The following is a 20,664-nucleotide window of genomic DNA, read 5'->3' as shown; positions in this document are numbered from 1 at the left end:
GGACTCGCTGGAGGCGATGGGCATGGCACGGTTGAACGGGCGTATTGCGTTGGTGACCGGTGCCACCGGTGGGATCGGGCGGGCAGTGGCTGCCGGCCTTGCCCGCGAAGGCGCAACTGTCGTGGTGGTGGGCCGGACCGTGGCGCGTGCCCAGGCGGCGATGGCCGATATCCGGACCCGCGTTCCGGGCGCGGAGCTTGAGCCGCTGGCCTGCGACCTGTCACTGCAGTCTTCGATCCGCTCTGCCGTGGACGGGTTCCGCTCCCGTCACGGCAGGCTGGATGTGCTGGTGAACGCGGCCGGCGTGTTCCGCAAGGAACGCCTTGAAACTGCCGAAGGGCTGGAGCTCACCTTCGCCACCAACGTGATGTCCTACTACCTGGTCACCGGGCTCCTGCTGGACGATCTCAGGAAGGGTGCGTCCGCCGCCCTGCCGTCGCGCGTCATCAACATCGCGTCCAAGTACGGCAATGTCCGGATCCCGTTCGATGACCTGCAGACGGCGAAGGGGAAATACAGCTTCCTCCGTTCCACGCCGCCCACCATGCTGGGCCGGGTCCTCCTGACCCAGGAATTCGCCGCCAGGCTGCGTGGAACAGGGGTGGTGGTCAACGCCGTCCATCCCGGACTGGTGAAGAACACGGGGCTGTTGCAGGACGTGGGCGGCCCGTTCCGGTGGATCACGAACACCCTGGGAAAGTCGGCAGAGAAGGCTGCCGACACGCCGCTCTGGCTGGCAACCTCACCCGAGACGGCGGTGCTGACCGGCAAGCTGTGGGCAGGCCGGAAAGAGCTTCCCACCCCCGGCATGGGTTCTGACCCGGAGGCGCGGCGGCGGCTGTGGGACGCCTGTGCCGGCCTGGCGGGGACTGACTTCCGGTGAGCGCCACCGTTCATGCCCGCCGCACGGGCCGCATGCCGGGGCGGCGCCGGATGCCGGGGCACGGGAATTTGTTGCCCGCGTCCGGCGTTGTCGATCTGTCCAGAACAATCTGGACATCAGCAGCTGGACAGGAGAACACACCACATGTCAGTTGACTACGACGCTCCACGGGTCACGCCCGAGGAAGAGCCGAACGTCGCCCTGGAGGAGCTGAAGTCCGATAAGTCCGGCCGCCGGGAGGCAGCTCCCGACATGGACGAAACGGACCTGGCGGACAGCTTCGAGCTGCCCGGCGCGGACCTCTCCAACGAGGAACTCCTCATTCAGGTGGTCCCGGTGCAGGCAGACGAATTCACCTGTATGTCCTGCTTCCTGGTCCACCACCGCAGCCAGTTGGCACGCGAGAAGGATGGCAAGAAGTACTGCAAGGAATGTGAGGGCTAGCAGGGGCACGACGGCCAACTGCGTTCGGTTTCCAACCATTGGAATCTGCACTCGTGGCCGGAGCGATGGACAGCCATGATGTAGGTCACGCTCCGGCAAAGGCCGGCCGACTGGAAAGAAGGAAACCATGTCCCTCAGCGTTGAGGAAATGAACAAGCAACTCCCGGCGGCCAACGTGCTGCCCGGAGAGGCAGTCCCGTATTACATGGCGTCGGGCGAGGGCGCGCGCTACGAAATCAACGGCCAGTTAGTAACGGTCATCGCCCGCGCCGCCGATACGGGCGGCATCTTCAGCGCGGCCTACATCTCCGGCGGAATGGGGGCCGAATCCCCCTTTGTCAGCCACAGCATCGAACACAAGACCCTCTACGTCTTCGACGGGATCCTGCACGTCTGGCTGCCCGGCGAGAGCAGGATCCTCACCCCCGGAGACTCGGTGGTCATCCCGCCGAACACCCCGCACGCCTACCGGATGGCAAGCCACTACACCCGGTTCCTGAACTGGATGACGCCCGGCGGCGGCGAAAAGTACTACGAGCGGGTGGGAACGCCCATCGATTCGCACATCCCGCCGGTGCGCGCCGGACACAAGGCCAGCCTGCAGGAGCAGGCCGAGGTGGGCGCCGAGTTCGGCATCACCTTCCCCGACTTCCAGCGCGTGGCGCCGTCGTTCAAGCACGACGCCGGCCTCCCGCCTGTGCAGAGCCCCTACTTCCTGAGTGCCGGGGAGGGTGAGCGACTGGTCAGCTACCAGACCATGTTCACCTACCTGTCCCGGCCGGCCAACACCGGTTCGAGCTACTTCGCCGTGCACACCAAGGGCGCCAAGTCCCCCTACATCCCGCTGCACTTCCACTCACAGCACACGGAAAACTTCCTGTGCACCGAGGGCCGGATGTGGCTGTACGCCAACGGCCGGGAAATGCTGCTGACCAAGGGGGACTTTGTGCACGCCCCCGCGGGAACCATCCACTCGTTCGCGTTTGATGCCCACAACACCCAGATGGTGGGGTTCCTGACGCCGTCCGTGTTCAACGGGTTCTTCGAGTACTTCAACCAGCCCACCGAGGACTACATGTACACCGAGGGCGGCGAACCCTACATGGACCTGGAAGGTTTCGGCCGCGCCCAGGCCGAAATGGACCTGACGGTGGTGGGGCCGCCCCAGCGCCGCGCGGCACTGGACATCCCCTAACCGCTGCTCCCAAGGCCAGGGCCCGGACTTCCGAAAGGAAATCCGGGCCCTGGCTTTGTCATCAATCCATTGCTCCGTAGCGGCCGTTCCGGACACTCAAAACGGCAGTTACGGAGCAGCCGATGGGTATTGCCTGACAAGTTCGCGGCCGTAGTCGTTGCCGTTGGGGGTGCGGACCACGGTGTGCATGTGGAACGGGGCAGGTTCGTCGTTGCTGAGGAACACGCCGGTGTGGTGGTCCAGTTCCAGCACCACCACAGGGCTTTGCAGGCGGAAGTAGAAGGCCTCCTCCCCCTCCCAGCCGCCGATCCAGCTGAAGAACGATTCACCGTAGTGCTGCTGGATCTCCCGGCGCCGCGCGGCGCGGGGCCCGTCCGGCAGGTAGGCGATGAAGTCATCCACCACCGCGTCCAGCAGTTCCCGGGCCTCCGGGGGCATATCCTGCACGGGGATGCCCTCACAGGGGATCACCCGGTTGTCCTGGAAGCACCCGCCAAGGTGCCGCTCGTCGCCCGGGTGGAGGCGGCCTTCGGGCATGGCCGGGTCCACCATCGACGCGTAGACGGTGGCGCCAGCCCGGAGCTGGGCGGGCAGCCCGCCCATCAGCTGCCGGGCCAGGGCGATGCGCTCCTTGAACACCTTCACGCCCCGGTGCGGGCCGGCGTCGATCATGTCCGGTTCGGCGCCCATGAACACCGGCGACACCACCAGCTGCGTCCCCGCCACCAGGCAGTTCAGCGCCGCGTGGTGGCCGAAGAGCTGCCACCCCCACGGTTCGGTCTCGGACGGTTCGCCGTAGAGGGCAAAGTTGTAGCTGAACTCGTTCATGAGCAGCGGCAGCTCCACCAGGTCGCCCAGGAACCCGTTGATGCGCATCAGGTTCCGCACCAGCTCAAACCCCTGCGGGCTCAGGCTTGCTTCCACCACGCCCAGGGCAGCGTCGCGGACCGGTGGTTCCAGCTCATCCAGGCGCAGCCCGGTATCGTGCTGCATGAATTCGGGGTTGGCCCAGCTTTGCCACTCGGGCGCATCCACGGCGTAGCTGAGCTTCCGCGCCTGGTCCGCAGTGACGGTGCCCAGCAGCTTGCGGGCCGCGGCCACCATCTCCGCGGCAGGCGCTTCCTCCCCGGGCCCGGCCGGTGCCAGCGGGTACAGGCCTTCCCGGCGCACGCCGTCGCTGGTGATGCCGGTGAAGGGCTGCGGGTACAGCTTCTGCCAGCCTTCGATCATGGGCCCGGCGAACGGGTCGGTCTTGGCAGCTTCTGCGTACTCGCGGGCGTTCAGGCCCCGGATGTCCGCCACGCGCGGGTGGTCCGGGGGAAACAGGTAATCACGGAATGACGGCGTCGACACGGTTGCTCCTGGTGTTCTCAAGGGAAGTGGGCGACCATCCGGCCGCCACGGATAGGGCTGCGCCCGCGGCGGGGGCGGAATTTCCGCGCCAGGCCACGTGCTGGTCCGGGCGGACCAGCACGGCGTTGGCGCCCCACACGTGGGAAAGGGGCCTGCCGTCGTCGGAAGGTCCGACGACTGCGACGGTCACCGGAACGCCCGTCCGGGCGGCGGCCGCCAGCACCGGCTGGGCGACTTCAGCCGCGGTCGCGCCTGCCGCACCGGCGTCCACCAGCAAGGTGAATCCGGTGCCCAGATGGCTGTACAGGGAGGTGCCGTCCGCCAGCCATGCGTGCGGCAGCAGGGCGCCCGGGCTGGCGGAAGGTACGTAGCGGATGGGGTCTTCGGCCGGGACTGGCAGGCCGTCGGGAACCACGAGGGCCGACTCCGCGTACGAGTAGCCCAGGACCAGGCCCAGGGAGTCGAACTCGCTCTGCTTCACGGCGAGCGCGTCGTGGGCAGCCCGGCGCGCAGCGTCACCACAGGTCCCGGCAAGCGCCAGGTGCGGGTCCGCAAAATGGTACGCCAGGGCCTTGCCGTTCTCCGCGGCGTCGCGGATGGTGCGGGCTGCCACGGGCCGGCGTTCTTCCCCGTAGCTGGGCAGGAGGCCGGGGCCTGCCCAGCCGTTGACGGCGGCGGCGAGCTTCCAAGCCAGGTTGGCGGCGTCGCCGATGCAGGTGTTGAAGCCGTGGCCGCCCCATGGCGGGTTGAGGTGGGCGGCGTCGCCCACCAGGAAGATGTTGCCGCGGCTGTACTCCGGGGCCAGCAGCATGCGGGCCGTCCAGGGGTCCGTGGCCACCACTTCGACGTCCACCTCAGTGCCTACCAGCGCCCGGACCATCGCGGCAGCATCGGCGGCGGTGACGGTCACGGCCGGATCCACGCCCTGGACAATCGCCCACCAGGTGTCGGTGAGGTCCATGGGCCCCACCATTCCCGAGGTCTCCGATCCCACCACCCAATACTGCACGGCAGGATCCAGCGAGACGGCGGAGGCCAGTGACCGTGAACGGAACAGGATGCTGATGTTGGACAGGGCTGCGGAGCCGCCCTCCAGGCGCATGCCCAGGCTGCGGCGCACCGCGGAGGATCCGCCGTCGGCGCCAATAACGTAGTTCGCGCGGATGGTGCGGCAGGTACCGGAAACATCGGCGATGACGACGGCGTACGGCGCCGTGGCTGCCACGCCTTCCGGATCAGCGGCATCTTCGGGAGCGGCGGCGTGGGAAAGTCCGGCGTGATGGCTGCCGCCTTCGTCTCCGCGGGCGCCCGGCCCCTGAACCTCCTGGACCTCCTGGACGGACCACCCGGTCACAAACGTGACCAGCGGGTTGTCCGCGACAGCCGCGCGGAGCACCTCTTCGAGGACCGGCTGCGGCACCTGCTGGCCGCACTCCGGCTGGGGCCCGTAGGTGCCGGGAACCAGCTGGAAGGCGTGCCGGAACCGGCGGAGTTCATGTGCGGAAGGCCCGGTGAGCGCGGTGCAGAAGATGACGTCCTGGGCGTAGTCCACCGGCAGCGGCGAAGCCTTCCGGAGCGCGTCGGCAAGGCCCAGCCGGCGCAGGTGCGTCATGGTGCGGGCATTGGTGGTCTTGGCCCGGGGGCGGCTGGGGTCCACGGCGGTCCGGGGATCGATGACGGTGCTGGGGATCCCGCGGGATGCCAGGTCCAGGGCCAGGAACAGCCCGCTGGGGCCGCCGCCGGAAACCAGGACCCGCGCCTCCTCCGGGATGTCCGCGGGGCCGGCGTTCTGGAACGTGCTCATCAGGCACGGCTCCGGAGGGAGGGATCGCCCACGGGCGTGGTCAGGGTGCCGAGCTTCTCGATCTCCACCTCGACGGTGTCACCGGGCTGCAGCAGCCACTGCGGGGTGCGGGCGTACCCCACGCCTTCCGGTGTTCCGGTGGCAATGACGTCGCCCGGGTGCAGGGTGAACGTTTGGCTGATGAGCGCGATGATGGCCGGGACGGAGAAGATCATGTCGCGGGTGTTGCCGTTTTGGGCTTCGATTCCGTTCACGCGTGTGCGCACCTGCAGCCCGTCCCGCAAGTCGCCCACCTCGTCGCGGCTGACCAGTGGACCAAGGGGTCCGCTGAAGTCGCCGTTCTTGCCCAGGGTCCACTGCGACGTCAGTTTCTGGGCCCTGCGGGAGGTGATGTCGTTGAAGGTGGAGTAGCCAAAGACGGCGCCGGCAGCTGTTACCTCATCCGCGGACTCGACGCGCCGGCCGATGTAGGCGGCCACTTCGCCCTCCCAGTCCAGTCCCGCCTCGCCGGCCGGGACGGGAACCGGGACGTTGCCCACGGACAGGGACGCCGTCCAGCGGGCAAACAGGGTGGGGTACGGCGGCAGTTCGTGGTCCTTGAAGCTGCCTTCCGCCACGTGCGCCTTGTAGTTCAGGCCCACGCAGATGACTCGTGCGGACGCCGGGACGAGCGGCACTTCGGTGACGGTGCCGCGCTCCAGCCAGGCGCCGGCGTCGGACGCGTCATGCTCTGCCGCGCCGGCAACCTGTGTTGCCGCTTTGTCCTGCCAGCCTTCCGCGTCGGTCCAGAAGCCGGCGACGGGTGCCAGCGGGAGGACGCGGGAACCGGCGAGCGCTGCTGCCCAGGGTTCGCCGTGGTGCGTGATGCCAATGAACTGCATGGAGGTGCCTTTCGGGTGTGTTCCGGGCGCATGGCGCACCGAAGGAAGTGGGGAAATCAGTGCTGCTTTGCCTGTCGGCAAAGGAAATCAATGGTGGCGGCGGTTGCCTGCCCGGCCGCCGAGCTGCCGCCGTCCGGCAGCTGCCACATGTGGTCCGCGTCTTCCAGCAGGAGAAGTTCGACGGCTGCACCGGCACCTTCCAGCGCTGCGGCGAGGCTGGTGGACTGCTCCACGGGGACGAACCGGTCCGCCGTTCCGTGGATCAGGAGGAAGGGAGGCACGCCTGGATGCACATAGGTGAGGGGGCTGGCCGCCCTGGCCTTGTCCGGGGCGTCGGCCGGCTGCGCTCCGATCAACAGCGCTTCACGGGAGCCGGGGTCATCGGCGCGGGCTATGGCATCCGTCCTGGCCTGTTCGCCCATGCGTTCCAGGTCCGTGGGCGGGTACCAGGCCACGACGGCGGCAACCTGGTCCCTGCCGTCGCGGTCCAGGGTGCCGGCGTCCAGGCTGCCGGCCGGTTGGGAGGATCCGCCAGTCAGGCCGAGGAGCGCGGCCAGGTGGCCGCCTGCCGAATCGCCCCAGGCGTAGATCCGGCGCGGATCCACGCCATAGTGGGCAGCGTGGGCGCGGAGCCAGCGGACCGCCGCCCTGGCGTCCAGCAGCTGGGCAGGGAAGGTGGCAACGTCCGTCAGGCGGTAGTCGGCGGAGGCCACCACGAACCCGGCGTCCACCAGCTGTTCGATGGGGCTGAGGCCGAAACCGTCCACCCCGGGCCCCAGCGAGGAGCGCTCACCCATCCGCCAGCCGCCCCCGTGGAAGTGGATCACGGCAGGGCGTCCGTCCTGGTCCGGGCCCTCCCCGGGAGTACCGGGAAGGTAGAGGTCCAGCAGCAGCGGGACTGCGTTTTGGGGCCGGGCGAACTCGATCCCCCGTTGGATCCGCAGTACCGTCATCGTTGACTCCATGTATGCCGCGCCGTTTCTGTCCTGTGTGCCTTTGAGCGGGCCAATCCCGGGCTCCGCGTTCATGGACTCAACTCTGGGCCATGGACGGCTCCGGACGCGCCGCCGGTTTCACTGAATGAAACCCCTTCGGCTGCACCTTCCTTCTGTTCGAGCAGCGCCTTCTGTTCAAGGAGCGCCGTCTGTTCAAGGAGCGCCGTCCCAGGACTTGAACCTGACGCGGCGTCAGGTCCTACCGTTGGCGGTATGGAACATCTGGATGAACCGCGCTGGAGCATTGGCGAACTGGCCGCGGCCACGGGGGTCACTGTCAGGGCGCTGCACCACTACGACAGCATCGGGCTGCTCCAGGCAAGCGCCCGGACCGCGGCAGGCCACCGCCGCTATACAGGCCAGGACCTCAGGCGCCTCTACAGCATCCGGGCCCTGCGGAGCCTGGGGGTGCCGCTGGGCGGGATCGCCGCCGTGCTGGACCGGTCGGGTGGCAGTCCGGAGTCCATGCGGGATCTCCTGCAGCGCCAACTGGACGCACTGGACGGGCAGGCTCTCCAGCTCGGGCAGCTCCAGCGGACCATCAGGGACCTGCTGGGCCGCATCAACCAGGGGGACGCCGCCCCTGCTTATTTCATGACCGTTTTGGAAAGGATGACGATGTTCGAGAACTACTTCACCGAGGACCAGCGCCGGGAGCTCGAGGAACAGCGCAAACGGCTGGGCCCGGAAGCCACTGAGGAATCCCGGACCGAATGGGCCGGGATGGTCAAGGAGGGCCTGCGCCAGGTGGACGCCGGTGTCCCTGCCAACAGCCCGGAGGCGAGGGAGCTGGTGCGCCGCTGGGATGAGCTGGGCTCCCGGTTCCACAGCAGCGAGGGCACCAAGGCGGCCGCCCGCGCCATGTGGAGCGACAACAGCGCCGAACTCAGCAAGGACCTGCCGTGGACGGTGCAGCAGATGCAGGCACTGGTGGCTCACCTGCAGGAAGCCCGTGAGGCGGGATAACCCGCTGACCAGGCCCCTCAGCTGACCGGGACCTCAGCTAACCCAGCCCCTCAGCTGACCAGGACCTGGGTGGCGGATTCCTTCAGCTTGCCGTTGGCCCACTTCATCTGGCGGATCGTCTGGGGATGGCACTTTTCGGCCAGGGCCAGCAGGTCCTTGTCCTTCATTCCCTGGGCAGCCTGGGCCAGCAGCTCCCAGTCGGCCGAGACCCCACACGCCATCAGGTACAGCTCCCGGAGGTCCCGCAGCAGCAGCATCCCGGTTTCCGGACGCCGGCCCACCATCTCACTGCCCTTCTCGCGAAGGGTCTCCATCAGCCCCGCTTCGCCGCGCGGCTCCGGGTCCAGGTCCTGGCCGTAGTTCCTGCCGATCTCCGCGATGTCCCGCACGTGCTGCTGGGACCAGCGCGCCAGGTCACGGGCCAGATGGTAGATCTCGTGGTCCACTTTGTGGCGCTCCGAGATGACCAGCAGGTGGTGTGCCAGGTCGTTCTCGGAGCGGTGCATTTCCTGAAGTACAAGCCCGAATTTCATCGTGCCCCTCCTGCCGTGCCGGTTTCTTCGTCAGCCAGGGCGGCGGCGGTCCCCTTGGTCCTGGCCTCTTCCGGGAAGTCGCCGACGGGAGCCGACGCCGTGGTGGTGGGCGCCAGGGACGGCCCGTCACCGCCGGAAACCCGGGTAATGCGCGCCGCCGCTGTCTTGAAGATGGGCTGCTTGGAGGCGGCGTCCCAGTCCGTGATGGTCAGCTCATTGGCCGCCCGGCCCGGGCCGTCCGGCCGGTGGCCGCCGTTGGTGTCCCAGTAGCCGTAGTGGAACGGCAGGAACAGCACCCCGTTCCGGATCCCGCTGATCCGCACCCTGGCACGGACTGAACCGCGGGGTGTCTCCACCTCTGCAAGGTCGCCCTCGGCAATCCCGTACGCGCCGGCGTCGTCCGCTGACAACTCCACCCAGACGTCCGGCGCGGCCGCCTGCAGCTCCGGCGCCCGGCCTGTCTTGGTGCGGGTGTGGAACTGGTAGAGCGTGCGGCCGGTGATGAGCTGGAGCGGGAAGTCCCGGCTGGGCAGCTCGTGCGGCGGCATGTACTCGGCGGCTTTGATGATGGCCTTGCCCTCCGGGTTGAGGGCCTTGTATTCGGACGGCTCCACGGGCGCCCCGGTGATCAGGTCGCGGCCGTACGTTTCGCAGTACTCCGGGTGGGCCCAGAACTTCCCGTCGGCATAGATGCGCTCCGTGCCGTCCGGGTTTTCCTCGTTGCACGGCCACTGGATGCCGGAGCCGCCGCGCAGCTTGTCATAGGTGATGCCGGTGTAGTCGCAGGGGCGGCCGCGGGTGCATTCCTTCCACGCTTCGAAGGCGGACTCTGGATCGTGCCACTTGATCAGCGGCTGCCCGTCCCTGTCCTGCAGGCCCATCCGGTGGGCGTAGTCGATGAAGATTTCCAGGTCGGGCCGGGCCTCACCGGGTGGGTCCACGGCCTTCTCCGACAGGTGGACGGTACGGTCCACGTTGGTGAAGGTGCCCGTCTTTTCGCCCCAGGTCGCAGCTGGAAGCACGACATCGGCCAGCTGGGCGGTCTCGGACAGGAAGATGTCCTGCACCACCAGGAACAGGCGGTCCTGTTCCAGGATGCTGCGGATCCGCTTCAGTTCGGGCAGCGAAACGGCGGGGTTGGTGCCGCTGACCCACAGCATCCGGATGGAGCCGTCCTCCGCGTACCGCATCATCTGCATGACGTGCGTTGGCGGTGAGTAGTGCGGGATGGACATGGGGTCGATGTTCCACACCCTGGCGAGGTCCTGGATGTGGGCGTCGTTGGACCAGTTGCGGAAGGCGGCCAGGTCGCCGTCGGCCCCGCATTCGCGGGTGTTCTCCGCGGTGGGCTGGCCGTTCATCTGCAGGATGCCGCAGCCTGGCTTGCCCAGCATGCCGCGGATGATGTTGATGTTGTTGACCTGGACAGCGGCGGCGGTGGCCTGGTTGGACTGGTAGAAACCCTGAAGCACCGTGGACAGCAGCCGCTCGGCGTGGCCGATGATACGGGCGGCTTCGGAGATCTGCTCCGCCGGGACGCCGCAGATCTCCGCCACCAGTGCGGGCGGGTAGTTCCTGACCTCTTTTTCGAGCTCCGGGAACCCCACCGTGTGGGCCTTGATGTACTCGTGGTCCACCCAGCCGTTGGCGATGATGTCGTGCAGGATCCCATTCATCAGGGCCACGTTGGTGCCCGGCCGTGGCGCCAGATGCAGGGTGGCCGCCTTGGCCACGGGGGTGAGGCGGGGATCCACGCAGATGATCTTGGGCGGGTTGGGTCCGGCCAGGCGGTCCAGCATCCTGGTCCAGAGGACGGTCTGGGTTTCCGCCACGTTGTGCCCGTAGAGGGCGATCACGTCCGCGTGGTCCACGTCCGTGTAGGAGCCGGGCTGGCCGTCGCAGCCGAATGATTCCTTCAGCGCCTCTCCGGCAGTGGCAGTGCACAGGCGGGTGTTTCCGTCCACGTGATTGGTGCCGATGCCGCCGTGCGCCAGGGTCCCCAAGGTGTAGTACTCCTCGGAAAAGAGCTGGCCCGTGGTGTAAAAGCCAATGGCGCTGGGGCCCTGTTCGGCCAGCAGCGCCTTGGAACGGTCCACCACGCGCTGCATGGCCGTGTCCCAGTCGGTTTCCACCAGCTTTCCGCCCTCGCGGATCAGGGGCGTGGTTAGCCGGTCGGCTGACGCGTTCGCCTGCCAGCCGTACAGGTCCTTCGGTCCCAACCGGCCGTGGTTGACGCGGTCCACAGCCCGGCCGCGCACCCCGACAATGCGGTTGTCCTTGACCGCGATGTCCATGGCGTCGCCGTTGGAGTGCAGGAGGGACGCCGTCTGGACCCACCTGTCCACGTCCTCCGGGGCCACCCCTTCGGCCAGGTGGGTGTCCACCCTGACCGGCCACTCACCGCCACTGCCGTACGGTGTCCTTGTCCCCCATGGTTCAGCTATTCGGTCAATCCGAGCCATCTGTCCATCTCCTGTCCGGAACCGGCAGGCAACATCGGGAACGACGTTGTCCCTACCCGGTCCTGTACCCACGAAGTACGGATGGAAACAGGCCGGCTTCCGGGCCGTGGAGCGTGACGGCGCTGGTCAGGCCTGCTTTTCCTGCAGCGGGCGCCGGGCGAGCCAGGCAGCCACGATGGCGCCGGAAATGTTGTGCCACAGGGAGAAGACGGCGGACGGGAGCGCCGCCAGCGGGCTGAAGTGGGCGGTGGCCAGGGTCGCCGCCAGGCCGGAGTTCTGCATGCCCACCTCGAAGGCGAGGGCTCGGCGCGCCTTGTCGTCCAGGCGTCCGATTTTGCCGGCGAGGTAGCCCAGGCCCAGGCCAAAGCCGTTGTGCAGCACCACGGCAAGGAACACAATGGCGCCGGCCCCGATGATCTTGCCGGCGCTGCCGGCCACCACGATGGCCACGATCAGGGAGATCACGACGGCGGACGCCCACGGCAGTGCGGGCAGCACCTTTGCGACGAGCTTCTTGAGGAAGAGCCGGGCGAGCAGGCCTGCCACCACCGGCAGCAGCACGGTCTTGACGATGTCCAGGACCATGCCGGCGGCGTCGATCTGAAGGTAGGAACCGGCCAGGAACAGGACCAGCAGCGGGGTGACGATCGGGGCGATTAGGGTGGAGACGGATGCCACCGCCACCGAGAGGGCAACGTCGCCCTTGGCCAGGAACGCCATCACGTTGGAGGCCGTACCGGAGGGTGCGCATCCCACCAGGATGACGCCGACGGCCAGCTCGGGCTCGAGGTTGAGGGCGCCGGCGATCAGCCAGCCGGCCCCGGGCATGATGATGTAGTGGGCAACGATGCCCAGTGCCACCGCCCACGGACGCTTGGCCACGGCGGCGAAGTCCGGCGGAGTCAGGGTCAGGCCCATGCAGAACATGATGATGCCCAGCAGGTAGGGCACGCTGGGCGCCATGGGTTTGAAGACCCCGGGGAGCAGGAAGCCGATGACACCTGCGGCCACCACCAGGATGGGGAACATCGTCACCGCGATGCGGGCGATCTTGCTCTCCGCTTGCAGCGCAGGGTTGACGGGTGTCCCGTCCGGGGAATTATGGGATTTAGTTGCCTCAAGCATCCAACCATGCTGTCACCGGCTGGTATGGTTCCGCCAATTGATGACCGTGAACGGTAACAACGGCGGAACCATACGGGCCAGCGGGCACCTGCCCCGTTTTGGTGCTCAGAGCTGCTTGCGGAGCTCCATCTTGCGGATCTTGCCGCTGGCCGTGCGGGGCATGTCCGCCACCACCACCAGCGACTTGGGAATCTTGTACCGGGCCAGCCGGCCGTCCAGGAAGCTGCGCAGCTGCTCCTCCGTCAGCGATTCGCCCTCCCGCAGGGTCACGATGGCCTGGGGAACCTCGCCCCATTTGTCATCGCTAACCCCGATGACCGCCACGCTGCTGACAGCCCTGTGCTCCGCGATCACGGCTTCCACCTCGGCCGGGTAGATGTTTTCCCCGCCGGAGATGATCATGTCCTTGAGCCGGTCCGAGACGAACAGGAAGCCTTCCTGGTCCCGGTAGCCCATGTCCCCGGAGCGGAACCAGGCCCCGTCCGCGTAGCTGGCGGCGGTGGCCTCCGGCCGGTTCCAGTACTCCTTGATCACATTGGGGCCGGAGATCTGGATCTCCCCACCCCGCCCGGGTCCACTGCACCGCCCATCGGGTCGGCGATCCGGACGTCCGTGAAGAAGTGCGGCAGGCCTGCCGAGCCCGCTTTGTCCCGGGACCTGTCGACTGGAAGCATGGTGGCGCCCGGCGCTGTTTCGGTCATGCCGTAGCAGCTGGTGAAGCCGATGCCGCGGTCCTCGTACGCATCCAGGACGCGGCGGGGGATGGCGGAGCCGCCGCAGGTGAGCTTGTCCAGGGAGCTGACGTCCGCCGCGGCCCATCCCGGATGCTCGCAGAGGAGCTGGAACGTGGTGGGCACGCCGTTAAGGGTGGTCACCTTGTGCTCCTGGATGAGTTCCAGGACCCTGGCGGGATCGAACTTCGCCTCAAGCACCACGGTGGCACCCTTCAGCAGCATCGGCAGCAGGCCCATGTCCAGCGACGCCACATGGAACAGCGGCGAGATCATCAGCGCCACATCGTTTCGGTTCAGGTCCATGTCCACGATGGTGTTGATGCAGTTCCACGTGATGTTCCCGTGGGTCAGCAGGGCACCCTTGGGCTTGCCCGTGGTGCCGGAGGTGTAGAGGATCATCGCCGCGTCATCGTGCCCCACCGGCACGTCGGCGGGATCCGGTGCCGCAGCCTGCAGCGCCTCCTCGTAGGGTGCCACCTCACAGGGAACGACGGCGGCGGGTGAGGTGCCGGCGGAAGGTTCAGTCCCGCCGTCGGCCGCTACAACCAGCCGGTGGGTGACGCCCGTACCTTCCAGGGCAGCAGCGGCAGACGCCCCCAGGGCGCCGGCGTTGACCAGGAGCCGGGCCCCGGAATCCTGCAGCTGGAACTGCAGTTCCGGCGGAGCCAGCCGGGTGTTGAGCGGCACGAAGATGGCACCGAGCAGACCGCAGGCAAAGAACGTTTCCACGAAGGAAGGGTGGTTCTCGCCCAGGTAGGCCACCCGGTCGCCCTTTGCCACTCCCCTGTCCCGGAGCGCGCTGGCCAGGCGGTCGGTCCTGTCGGCCAACTCTTCATAGCTCAGCGTGCGGGCTCCGGACAGGATGGCTGCCTTGGCGCCTGACTTCCGGCGGCGGCGGTGCAGCCAGGATCCAACTCCGTTGTTGTCCATGGTTCTCCTAACGGACCGTGGTGAGGTCGTTGTTCTTAGACTCGCGCGTCAGGGCGATGAAGACAATCGAGACGAGGGCCATGACGGACAGGAACACCACCACGGGAACGATGCTCTGGCCGGAGTCCTTGTAGAGCCCGGCCAGGATGCCGGGGGTGAAACCCGCCCCGATCAGGGTGGCCAGCTGGTAGCCGACCGCAGCGCCGGTGTAGCGGGACGTGGTGCCGAACTGTTCGGAGACGAAGGCTGCCAGCGGCCCGTACAGGGATGAGTGCAGGACCAGTGCCACGGTAAAGGCCACGAAGACAAGCCCGACGTTGCCGGAGCCCAGCATGCCGAACATGGGGAAAAGGTAGGCGATGAACAGGGCCAGTCCGGCAATCATCACGGGCCTGCGGCCGAAACGGTCGGACAGGCGGCCGCCCAGGAGGACGAAGATGATGGAGATGGCCGAGGCTCCGGCGAAGGCGTAGAGCACGCCCTGCTGCGGCGCCCCTTGGACACGGCATACGTCACTGAGAACGTGGGCAGTACCACCTGCAGGCCGAACCCGGCGGCGCCGGCAAACATGATCATGATCAGGGCCTTGGGGCGGCGCAGCACCTCAAGCAGCGGGATCTTGCGCTTGGTGGTTGCCTGGGCCTCTTCCTTGGCCACGGCCTCGGCGAAGATCGGGCTCTCCGAGACCCGCAGGCGGACGAACATGCCCACGATCAGCAGCACGAAGGACAGCAGGAACGGCACCCGCCACCCCCAGGCCAGGAACGCGTCCTGCGGCAATGCCGAGAAGATGCCCATCACCACGGTGCCCAGCACGGCGCCGGTGGGGGCGCCGGCGTTGACGAAGGAGGCGGCGAAACCGCGCCGCCTGGGGTCGGCGTGCTCCAGGGCCATGAGCGCGGCACCGCCCCATTCACCGCCGACGGCGATGCCCTGGCAGACGCGCAGGAGCACCAGGATCACGGCGCCCCACGGCCCGATGACGCCGGCGCCGGGAATCAGGCCGATGAGGGTGGAGGCGATGCCCATCATGGCCATGGAGATGATCAGCATTCCCTTGCGGCCCACCTTGTCACCGAAGTGGCCGAAGATCACCCCGCCCAGCGGGCGGGCCACGTAGCCGGCGGCGAAGGTGGCGTAGGCCGCCACCACGCCCACCCATTCGTCCGTGCCGGCGAAGAAGACCTTGGGGAAAGCTACTGCTGCGGCCGTGGCGTACAGCAGGAAGTCGTAGAACTCGATGGTGCTGCCCAGATAGCTGGACAGGATGACCGTGCGCGCTTCCTTGCGCTTGGCGGCCGTGCCCGCAGGTGCGAGCGTGGTGTGTCCGGACATGGCTGTTCCTAGGGTTTGGGGAATGGGGTACGGAGGGAAGGGGATTTTGGGGTTGCCTGAAGAGGCGGCGCCGTGTGGTGCCGCCGTCGTGGTGAAGGGGTTACTGCCGGTAGTGCGGCCTACTTGTAGAAGCGGGCGAGGAATTCGGCGACGACGGCGGGGCGTTCCTGGCCTTCGATTTCGATGGTGGCGTTGACCTTGATCTGGGCGCCGCCCTTGACCTCGGTGACCTCGGCGATGGTGGCCTGCATGCGGACCTTGGAGCCGACCGTCACCGGGGAGGTGAAGCGGACTTTGTCCAGGCCGTAGTTGACCTTGGTGGTGACGCCGTCCACGTCGAACAGCTCGCCCCAGAACGGGATGATCAGCGACAGCGTCAGGAAGCCATGGGCGATCGGGGCGCCGAACGGGCCGTCCTTGGCGCGTTCGGGATCGGTGTGGATCCACTGCTGATCGTCGGTGGCGTCGGCGAAGAGGTTGATTTGTTCCTGGGTGATCTGGCGGTAGTCGGTGGTGCCGAGGTCCTTGCCGGACAGGGTGAGCAGGGTGTCGAAATCGACGACGAGATTGGGCATCGTTGCCTCCTGGCAGTTGTTTCTTCGAGTGTGGAAGTTAGGTTCAGCGGGTGGGTGGTTCAGCGGGTAAAGGCGCTTTCGCCCGTGAGGGCGCGGCCGATGATGAGGGCGTTGATCTCGTGGGTGCCCTCGTAGGAGTAGACGGCTTCGGCGTCGGCGTGGAAGCGGGCCACATCCGTGGCCAGCGTGATGCCGTTGCCGCCCACCACCTCGCGGGCAAGGGCTACGGTGTCACGCATGAAAAGGGACGTCTGCATCTTTGCCAAAGCAGAGTCCTGGTCACGGTAGATGCCTTTGGCCTGCTGCTCGGTAAGCCGGACCACCAGGGACAGGGCGGCGTTGACGTTCCCCAGCATGCGGGCCAGTTTTTCCTGGACCAGCTGGAAGGAACCCAGGGTGCGTCCGAACTGCCGGCGTTCGTTGACGTAGGCCAGCGCGGCCTCGAACGCGCCGGCGGCGATGCCGGTGGCGATCCAGGCCACGTCCGAACGCATGGCCCGGAGCATCGCTGCGACGTCCCTGAAGGAGTTCACGTTCTGCAGGCGCATGGCCTCGGGAACGCGGACACCGGTGAGGGTGATGTGGGCGTTCTGCATCATCCTGAGCGACGTCTTTCCGTGGATCTTTTCCAGCGTGATTCCGTCCGCGGCACGGTCCACGAGGAAGGCCTTGACCTGCCCGTCCGCGGCGTCCCGGGCGAACACGGCCAGGACGTCCGCGGTGGCTGCGCCCCCGATCCAGCGCTTGGCGCCGTCAAGGACCCAGCTGCCGTCAGCCTGCCGCCGGGCGGTGGTGGACAGTCCGCCGGCGATGTCCGAACCGGACCCGGGTTCGGTCAGCGAGAAGACGCCCTTGAGCGAGAAGTCGATGACCTTGGGCATCCATTCGGCCTGCTGTTCCGCCGAGGCACCCACGCGGATGGCCGTCCGGAACAGGCCGGCCTGGGCGGTGTACCAGGTGGCCAGGGACGCGTCGGTGCGGGCAAGTTCAAAGATCCGGAAGCCCTGGTAGATGCCCCGTGCGGGTCCGTCCGCCGTGAGCCCGGCCGGTTCCATCAGGTCCAGGTCGATCAGCGGCCGCGCCAGCTGTTCGGGAAACTCGCCGCGTTCCCAGTACTCGGCCAGGAGCGGCCTGGCTTCCGCGTCCAGGAATGACCGCAGCCGGGACAGGGCCTGGCGCTCCTCGAGCGTGAGCAGGGACTCGGCGTCATACCAATCCGCTGCTTCGTAAAGCCGGGCACCCAGGGCGGCATCCGCCGTCGTCAGCGTGCCCATGTCAGCCGCCCAGCCCGAGCAGGCGGACCGCGTTGTCCTTGAGGATCTTGGGCCGGACCTCGTCCTTCAGCGGGAGGTCGGCGAACGCTCCCAGCCATTTCTGCGGGGTGATCAGCGGGAAGTCGGTGCCAAACAGCACCTTGTCCTGAAGGTAGGAGTTGGAGGCCTTGACCAGCGACTCCGGGAAGTACTTGGGCGACCAGCCGGAGAGGTCGATGAAGACGTTGGCCTTGTGCGTGGCGATGGAGTTTGCCTCGTCCTGCCACGGCACCGACGGGTGGGCCATGATGATCTGCAGGCCCGGGAAATCGGCGGCCACGGCGTCCAGCAGCAACGGGTTGGAGTAAGCGAGCTTGATGCCATACCCGCCGGGCAGGCCCGCTCCCATGCCGTTTTGGCCGGTATGGAAGATGGCGGGCAGGCCCAGTTCCTGGAGCGTCCCCCACAGGGGGTAGAAGCGCTCGTTCGAGGGGTCGAAGCCCTGGAGGGACGGATGGAACTTGAAGCCGCGGGCACCGAGCTCCACCGCCTGGTGCTTGGCCCCGGCGATGGCGTCCTCACCCGTGCGCGGGTCGACACTGCCGAACGGAATCAGTACGTCGTTGTTCCGGGCGGCGCCGGCGATGAGTTCGGGGATGCTGTTGGGCTCATGCTTGAGCTGGGTGCGGGCGTCCACGGTGAAGACGACGGCGGCCATGTTCAGTCCGCGGTAGACCTCGGCGATGCGGTCCAGGGACGGGGTGCGGTCTTCAGCCTTGAAGTACTTGGCCGATGCTTCGGTCAATGCCTCAGGCAGCGACCCGTGCCCGCAGCTGTCCACCTCGAGGTGTACGTGCATGTCGATCGCCTCGAGTTTGGCGGGGTGGATGCCCAGTTCGTATCGGTCTGCCATGATCAGCGCGCCTGGACCGGTTCGGGCTGCAGTTCTGCAGGCAGCGGCAGGAATTCCTCGCCGTAGCCCTGCAGCGTGTCCCGGTTGAACAGCTGGCCGGCGTTGTCCAGCAGGGCCTGATAGGTCCAGCCGCCGTCGCGGTATTCCGTGGTGGCCGCTTCCGGGTGGGTCCAGACCTGCAGACGGTCACCGCCGGCGCCGATGGCCTGGCCGGTGATGTTGGCTGCCTCGTCGGAGGCGAGGAAGGCAACCAGTCCGGAGACGTCGTCGGCCGTTCCAAAGCCGAGGTCATGGCGGAAGAATGACGGCATGGCCTCGCCACGCTCGTCCGCCTCCACTGCCTTCTGGAAGTACGGCACGGTCTTGGTCATGGCGGTGGCGGCCACCGGAATGACGCTGTTGACCGTCACGCCCGCCTTCTTCATTTCCAGCGCCCAGGTGCGGACCATGCCCACGATCCCGGCCTTCGCCGCAGCATAGTTGGTCTGGCCGAAGTTGCCGCGCTGGCCCGTGGGGGAACCGATGGTGATGATGCGTCCCTGCACGTTGTGTTCCTTGAAGTAGCCAAACGCCTCCCGGACGCAGGTGAAGGTGCCCTTGAGGTGCACGTTGATGACCAGGTCGAAGTCCTCGTCAGTCATCTTCAGCAGGGACTTGTCCCGCAGGATCCCGGCGTTGGTGACCAGGATGTCCAGCCGCCCGAACGCGTCGACGGCGCCGGCCACCAGGGCCTTGGCCGCGTCCGTGGTTCCCACCGGAACCACCACAGCGGTGGCCCGGCCGCCGTCGGCCTCGATCCGGGCCACGGCCTGCGCGGCGGTTTCAGCGTTGACGTCATTGATAACGACGGCGGCACCCTGGCGGGCCAGTTCTCTTGCGTAGGCGAGGCCGAGGCCCTGCCCGCTTCCGGTGACGATTGCAACTTTGCCGTTCAAGCTCATGGCCTGCTCCTTCGCATGCGCCGGCCGAAGCCGTTGGGGTGGTCCCACTGCGGTGTGAGATCCTTGTTGGATTCAATGAAATTACGGATCATTGAAAAAGTCAACGATTGTTTTTTACCAGTACCGGAGTTGTGATGGCCACCTTGGGCACAGACGTTCAGACCCCGCGCCTTGCGGCAGCCAGGATCGGCAGTGACGTGGGACTGCTGCTTGCGAAGCTGCATGCCGCAGGCTCGGTCCTGAACAACAGGGCACTGGCGGACTTCGGCCTGCGGGAGCGCTCCTTCTCAGTCCTGACACTGGCGTGCAGCGGGCTGGAGCCGACGCAGCGGGAGCTTGCCGACTTCCTCAGCCTGGACCCGAGCCAGGTGGTCACCCTCGTGGACGATCTGGAACGCCGCGGCCTGGTGGAACGGGCGCAGGGCAAGCAGGACCGGCGCGCCAAGATCATCGTCTCCACTGCCGAGGGGCGGAAGATGCACGCGAAGGCCCGCACCGCCATGGACGCGGCCGAACTGAACCAGCTGGCCGTGCTGTCCGGGGAGGAGTCGCAGGAACTGAAGCGGCTGCTCCGCAAGGCACTGTGGGGCGCGGCGGAGTAGGCAGCTGCCTGGATTTCTGTAATTCTCATCGTCCCGCTGTGGCTACCACGACCCCGACGTTTCTTCGACGAGGTTTCGGACGACTCAGAATCCCCTGACGCCTCCCGTCAAACGCCGGGTCCCCACGGCAGAGCCGCCTAGTCACCGCCTATGCAGTACACGTCATCCGAGCGTCCGCTGAAGGATCCTCCAAAGGGCACCCAGCGCGCTTTTGGAACCAAGAAATCGGGTTGGCCAGGCCCGCCTGACCACCGGCAGTATTTTGGTGACGAAGAAGGTTGGTTTCACCGTTCTAGCTGGTCAGGCTCAAAGGAGTTGCAGAGATGGATGATCGTCAGAAGCTGGCTGTTCCCGATCTGGTTGGGCAGCCTGTGCACATTGCCCAAGAGATGGCGGCGAACATTGGGTTTGGTCTCGCGTCCGGGGACCCTGACGGGCCGGGGCTCCGTTCGCGTACGTGGCCAGGGCTGTTCTGGGTGACTTCCCAAGATCCGTCTGCCGGGTCGTTCCTTGAGCGGGGGAGCCAAATTAGGATTACTTTCGTTCAGGACGGTCAAGCCCGAAGCGACGTGCCGGAGGAGACGGGCGGGCCGACCCCCTCACTTAAGAGTCATGCGGAGGCTGAGAAGGACGAGTGAGCGATGTTCGGTGAGGGATCGTCCACCGGACTCCTGGAAATACATTGACTAACCGCAAGATCATTGCAATCTGTTCCTAGAGAGGATCAGAAGACAAGGTTC

Annotated in this window: 17 protein-coding genes and 2 pseudogenes; 6 read left to right on the top strand and 13 right to left on the bottom strand. The window is 67.1% G+C overall.

The window, feature by feature from the left end; all coding sequences use genetic code 11:
- Positions 1-22: 22 nt before the first annotated feature.
- From OUO20_RS19805 to OUO20_RS19795, 3 genes are all read left to right on the top strand, one after another.
- On the top strand, positions 23-883 hold the full coding sequence (locus OUO20_RS19805) for an SDR family NAD(P)-dependent oxidoreductase (protein ID WP_235509714.1): 861 nt from the start codon (positions 23-25) through the stop codon (positions 881-883).
- Between the two features lie 144 nt (positions 884-1,027).
- Entirely contained in the window at positions 1,028-1,327 is a 300-nt protein-coding gene (locus OUO20_RS19800) for a DUF4193 domain-containing protein (RefSeq protein WP_018772148.1), read from the top strand.
- Between the two features lie 127 nt (positions 1,328-1,454).
- Positions 1,455-2,522: a quercetin 2,3-dioxygenase gene (locus tag OUO20_RS19795; RefSeq protein ID WP_268002492.1), complete on the top strand. Its 1,068-nt coding sequence runs from the start codon at positions 1,455-1,457 to the stop codon at positions 2,520-2,522.
- Positions 2,523-2,630: 108 nt separating this feature from the next.
- Here the strand turns inward: OUO20_RS19795 and OUO20_RS19790 are convergent, their stop codons facing one another.
- Genes OUO20_RS19790 through OUO20_RS19775 form a run of 4 tightly spaced genes read right to left on the bottom strand, consistent with a single transcriptional unit; the run spans position 2,631 to position 7,513 of the window.
- Positions 2,631-3,875: a DUF3500 domain-containing protein gene (locus tag OUO20_RS19790; RefSeq protein ID WP_134165994.1), complete on the bottom strand. Its 1,245-nt coding sequence runs from the start codon at positions 3,873-3,875 to the stop codon at positions 2,631-2,633.
- Positions 3,853-5,679, bottom strand: a complete 1,827-nt coding sequence (locus OUO20_RS19785) for an FAD-dependent monooxygenase (protein ID WP_268002491.1) — start codon at positions 5,677-5,679, stop codon at positions 3,853-3,855. Before OUO20_RS19785 ends, OUO20_RS19790 begins: the two co-directional genes overlap by 23 nt.
- The gene (locus tag OUO20_RS19780; protein ID WP_268002490.1) at positions 5,679-6,560 is read right to left on the bottom strand and encodes a fumarylacetoacetate hydrolase family protein; all 882 of its coding nucleotides are present in this window, start codon (positions 6,558-6,560) and stop codon (positions 5,679-5,681) included. Before OUO20_RS19780 ends, OUO20_RS19785 begins: the two co-directional genes overlap by 1 nt.
- Positions 6,561-6,616: 56 nt before the next feature.
- Complete coding sequence (locus OUO20_RS19775) at positions 6,617-7,513, bottom strand: alpha/beta hydrolase (RefSeq protein WP_018772153.1); 897 nt, start codon at positions 7,511-7,513, stop codon at positions 6,617-6,619.
- A gap of 255 nt (positions 7,514-7,768) precedes the next feature.
- On the opposite strand from OUO20_RS19775, the gene OUO20_RS19770 reads away from it, so the two are divergent.
- Positions 7,769-8,521: a MerR family transcriptional regulator gene (locus OUO20_RS19770; RefSeq protein WP_018772154.1), complete on the top strand. Its 753-nt coding sequence runs from the start codon at positions 7,769-7,771 to the stop codon at positions 8,519-8,521.
- Positions 8,522-8,571: 50 nt separating this feature from the next.
- On the opposite strand, the gene OUO20_RS19765 is transcribed toward OUO20_RS19770, so the two are convergent.
- The 9 genes and pseudogenes from OUO20_RS19765 to OUO20_RS19725 all read right to left on the bottom strand — a co-directional run bounded on the left by OUO20_RS19765 (position 8,572) and on the right by OUO20_RS19725 (position 19,322).
- Positions 8,572-9,054: a hypothetical protein gene (locus tag OUO20_RS19765; RefSeq protein ID WP_018772155.1), complete on the bottom strand. Its 483-nt coding sequence runs from the start codon at positions 9,052-9,054 to the stop codon at positions 8,572-8,574.
- Complete coding sequence (locus OUO20_RS19760; protein ID WP_043425691.1) at positions 9,051-11,516, bottom strand: molybdopterin oxidoreductase family protein; 2,466 nt, start codon at positions 11,514-11,516, stop codon at positions 9,051-9,053. The genes OUO20_RS19765 and OUO20_RS19760 overlap by 4 nt, the downstream gene beginning before the upstream one ends.
- 126 nt (positions 11,517-11,642) lie before the next feature.
- Positions 11,643-12,641 (bottom strand): bile acid:sodium symporter family protein, encoded by a 999-nt coding sequence (locus OUO20_RS19755; RefSeq protein WP_018772157.1) that lies wholly within the window; start codon positions 12,639-12,641, stop codon positions 11,643-11,645.
- Between the two features lie 105 nt (positions 12,642-12,746).
- Positions 12,747-14,305 (bottom strand): annotated as a pseudogene (locus OUO20_RS19750) (acyl-CoA synthetase).
- 7 nt (positions 14,306-14,312) lie between these two features.
- A pseudogene (locus tag OUO20_RS19745) lies at positions 14,313-15,640 on the bottom strand (MFS transporter).
- A gap of 119 nt (positions 15,641-15,759) precedes the next feature.
- Positions 15,760-16,215, bottom strand: coding sequence for a MaoC family dehydratase (locus OUO20_RS19740; protein WP_018772160.1), 456 nt, complete (start codon positions 16,213-16,215; stop codon positions 15,760-15,762).
- A gap of 59 nt (positions 16,216-16,274) precedes the next feature.
- The gene (locus OUO20_RS19735; RefSeq protein WP_268002489.1) at positions 16,275-17,489 is read right to left on the bottom strand and encodes an acyl-CoA dehydrogenase family protein; all 1,215 of its coding nucleotides are present in this window, start codon (positions 17,487-17,489) and stop codon (positions 16,275-16,277) included.
- Between the two features lies 1 nt (position 17,490).
- Positions 17,491-18,381: an amidohydrolase family protein gene (locus OUO20_RS19730; protein WP_268002488.1), complete on the bottom strand. Its 891-nt coding sequence runs from the start codon at positions 18,379-18,381 to the stop codon at positions 17,491-17,493.
- 2 nt (positions 18,382-18,383) lie between these two features.
- Entirely contained in the window at positions 18,384-19,322 is a 939-nt protein-coding gene (locus tag OUO20_RS19725; protein ID WP_268002487.1) for an SDR family NAD(P)-dependent oxidoreductase, read from the bottom strand.
- Positions 19,323-19,456: 134 nt separating this feature from the next.
- On the opposite strand from OUO20_RS19725, the gene OUO20_RS19720 reads away from it, so the two are divergent.
- Together OUO20_RS19720 and OUO20_RS21780 are read left to right on the top strand one after the other, a co-directional pair.
- Positions 19,457-19,924, top strand: coding sequence for a MarR family winged helix-turn-helix transcriptional regulator (locus OUO20_RS19720; protein WP_056388259.1), 468 nt, complete (start codon positions 19,457-19,459; stop codon positions 19,922-19,924).
- Between the two features lie 323 nt (positions 19,925-20,247).
- Complete coding sequence (locus OUO20_RS21780) at positions 20,248-20,562, top strand: PASTA domain-containing protein (protein ID WP_018772165.1); 315 nt, start codon at positions 20,248-20,250, stop codon at positions 20,560-20,562.
- The last annotated feature ends 102 nt before the right edge of the window (positions 20,563-20,664 follow it).

Origin of the sequence: Arthrobacter sp. FX8 (assembly GCF_026723805.1) — a bacterium.
In the GTDB taxonomy this organism is placed as follows: Bacteria; Actinomycetota; Actinomycetes; order Actinomycetales; family Micrococcaceae; genus Arthrobacter.
The sequence above is the reverse complement of the archived record's forward strand: the minus strand, read 5'-3'. Positions and strand labels throughout refer to the sequence as shown.

Bases quoted from the DNA above. Each gene is read 5' to 3' on its own strand.
- OUO20_RS19805 (WP_235509714.1), top strand. From the start codon at position 23: ATGGCACGGTTGAACGGGCGTATTGCGTTGGTGACCGGTGCCACCGGT.
- OUO20_RS19800 (WP_018772148.1), top strand. From the start codon at position 1,028: ATGTCAGTTGACTACGACGCTCCACGGGTCACGCCCGAGGAAGAGCCG.
- OUO20_RS19795 (WP_268002492.1), top strand. From the start codon at position 1,455: ATGTCCCTCAGCGTTGAGGAAATGAACAAGCAACTCCCGGCGGCCAAC.
- OUO20_RS19785 (WP_268002491.1), bottom strand. From the start codon at position 5,679: ATGAGCACGTTCCAGAACGCCGGCCCCGCGGACATCCCGGAGGAGGCG.
- OUO20_RS19780 (WP_268002490.1), bottom strand. From the start codon at position 6,560: ATGCAGTTCATTGGCATCACGCACCACGGCGAACCCTGGGCAGCAGCG.
- OUO20_RS19775 (WP_018772153.1), bottom strand. From the start codon at position 7,513: ATGACGGTACTGCGGATCCAACGGGGGATCGAGTTCGCCCGGCCCCAA.
- OUO20_RS19770 (WP_018772154.1), top strand. From the start codon at position 7,769: ATGGAACATCTGGATGAACCGCGCTGGAGCATTGGCGAACTGGCCGCG.
- OUO20_RS19765 (WP_018772155.1), bottom strand. From the start codon at position 9,054: ATGAAATTCGGGCTTGTACTTCAGGAAATGCACCGCTCCGAGAACGAC.
- OUO20_RS19760 (WP_043425691.1), bottom strand. From the start codon at position 11,516: ATGGCTCGGATTGACCGAATAGCTGAACCATGGGGGACAAGGACACCG.
- OUO20_RS19755 (WP_018772157.1), bottom strand. From the start codon at position 12,641: ATGCTTGAGGCAACTAAATCCCATAATTCCCCGGACGGGACACCCGTC.
- OUO20_RS19740 (WP_018772160.1), bottom strand. From the start codon at position 16,215: ATGCCCAATCTCGTCGTCGATTTCGACACCCTGCTCACCCTGTCCGGC.
- OUO20_RS19735 (WP_268002489.1), bottom strand. From the start codon at position 17,489: ATGGGCACGCTGACGACGGCGGATGCCGCCCTGGGTGCCCGGCTTTAC.
- OUO20_RS19730 (WP_268002488.1), bottom strand. From the start codon at position 18,381: ATGGCAGACCGATACGAACTGGGCATCCACCCCGCCAAACTCGAGGCG.
- OUO20_RS19725 (WP_268002487.1), bottom strand. From the start codon at position 19,322: ATGAGCTTGAACGGCAAAGTTGCAATCGTCACCGGAAGCGGGCAGGGC.
- OUO20_RS19720 (WP_056388259.1), top strand. From the start codon at position 19,457: ATGGCCACCTTGGGCACAGACGTTCAGACCCCGCGCCTTGCGGCAGCC.
- OUO20_RS21780 (WP_018772165.1), top strand. From the start codon at position 20,248: ATGGATGATCGTCAGAAGCTGGCTGTTCCCGATCTGGTTGGGCAGCCT.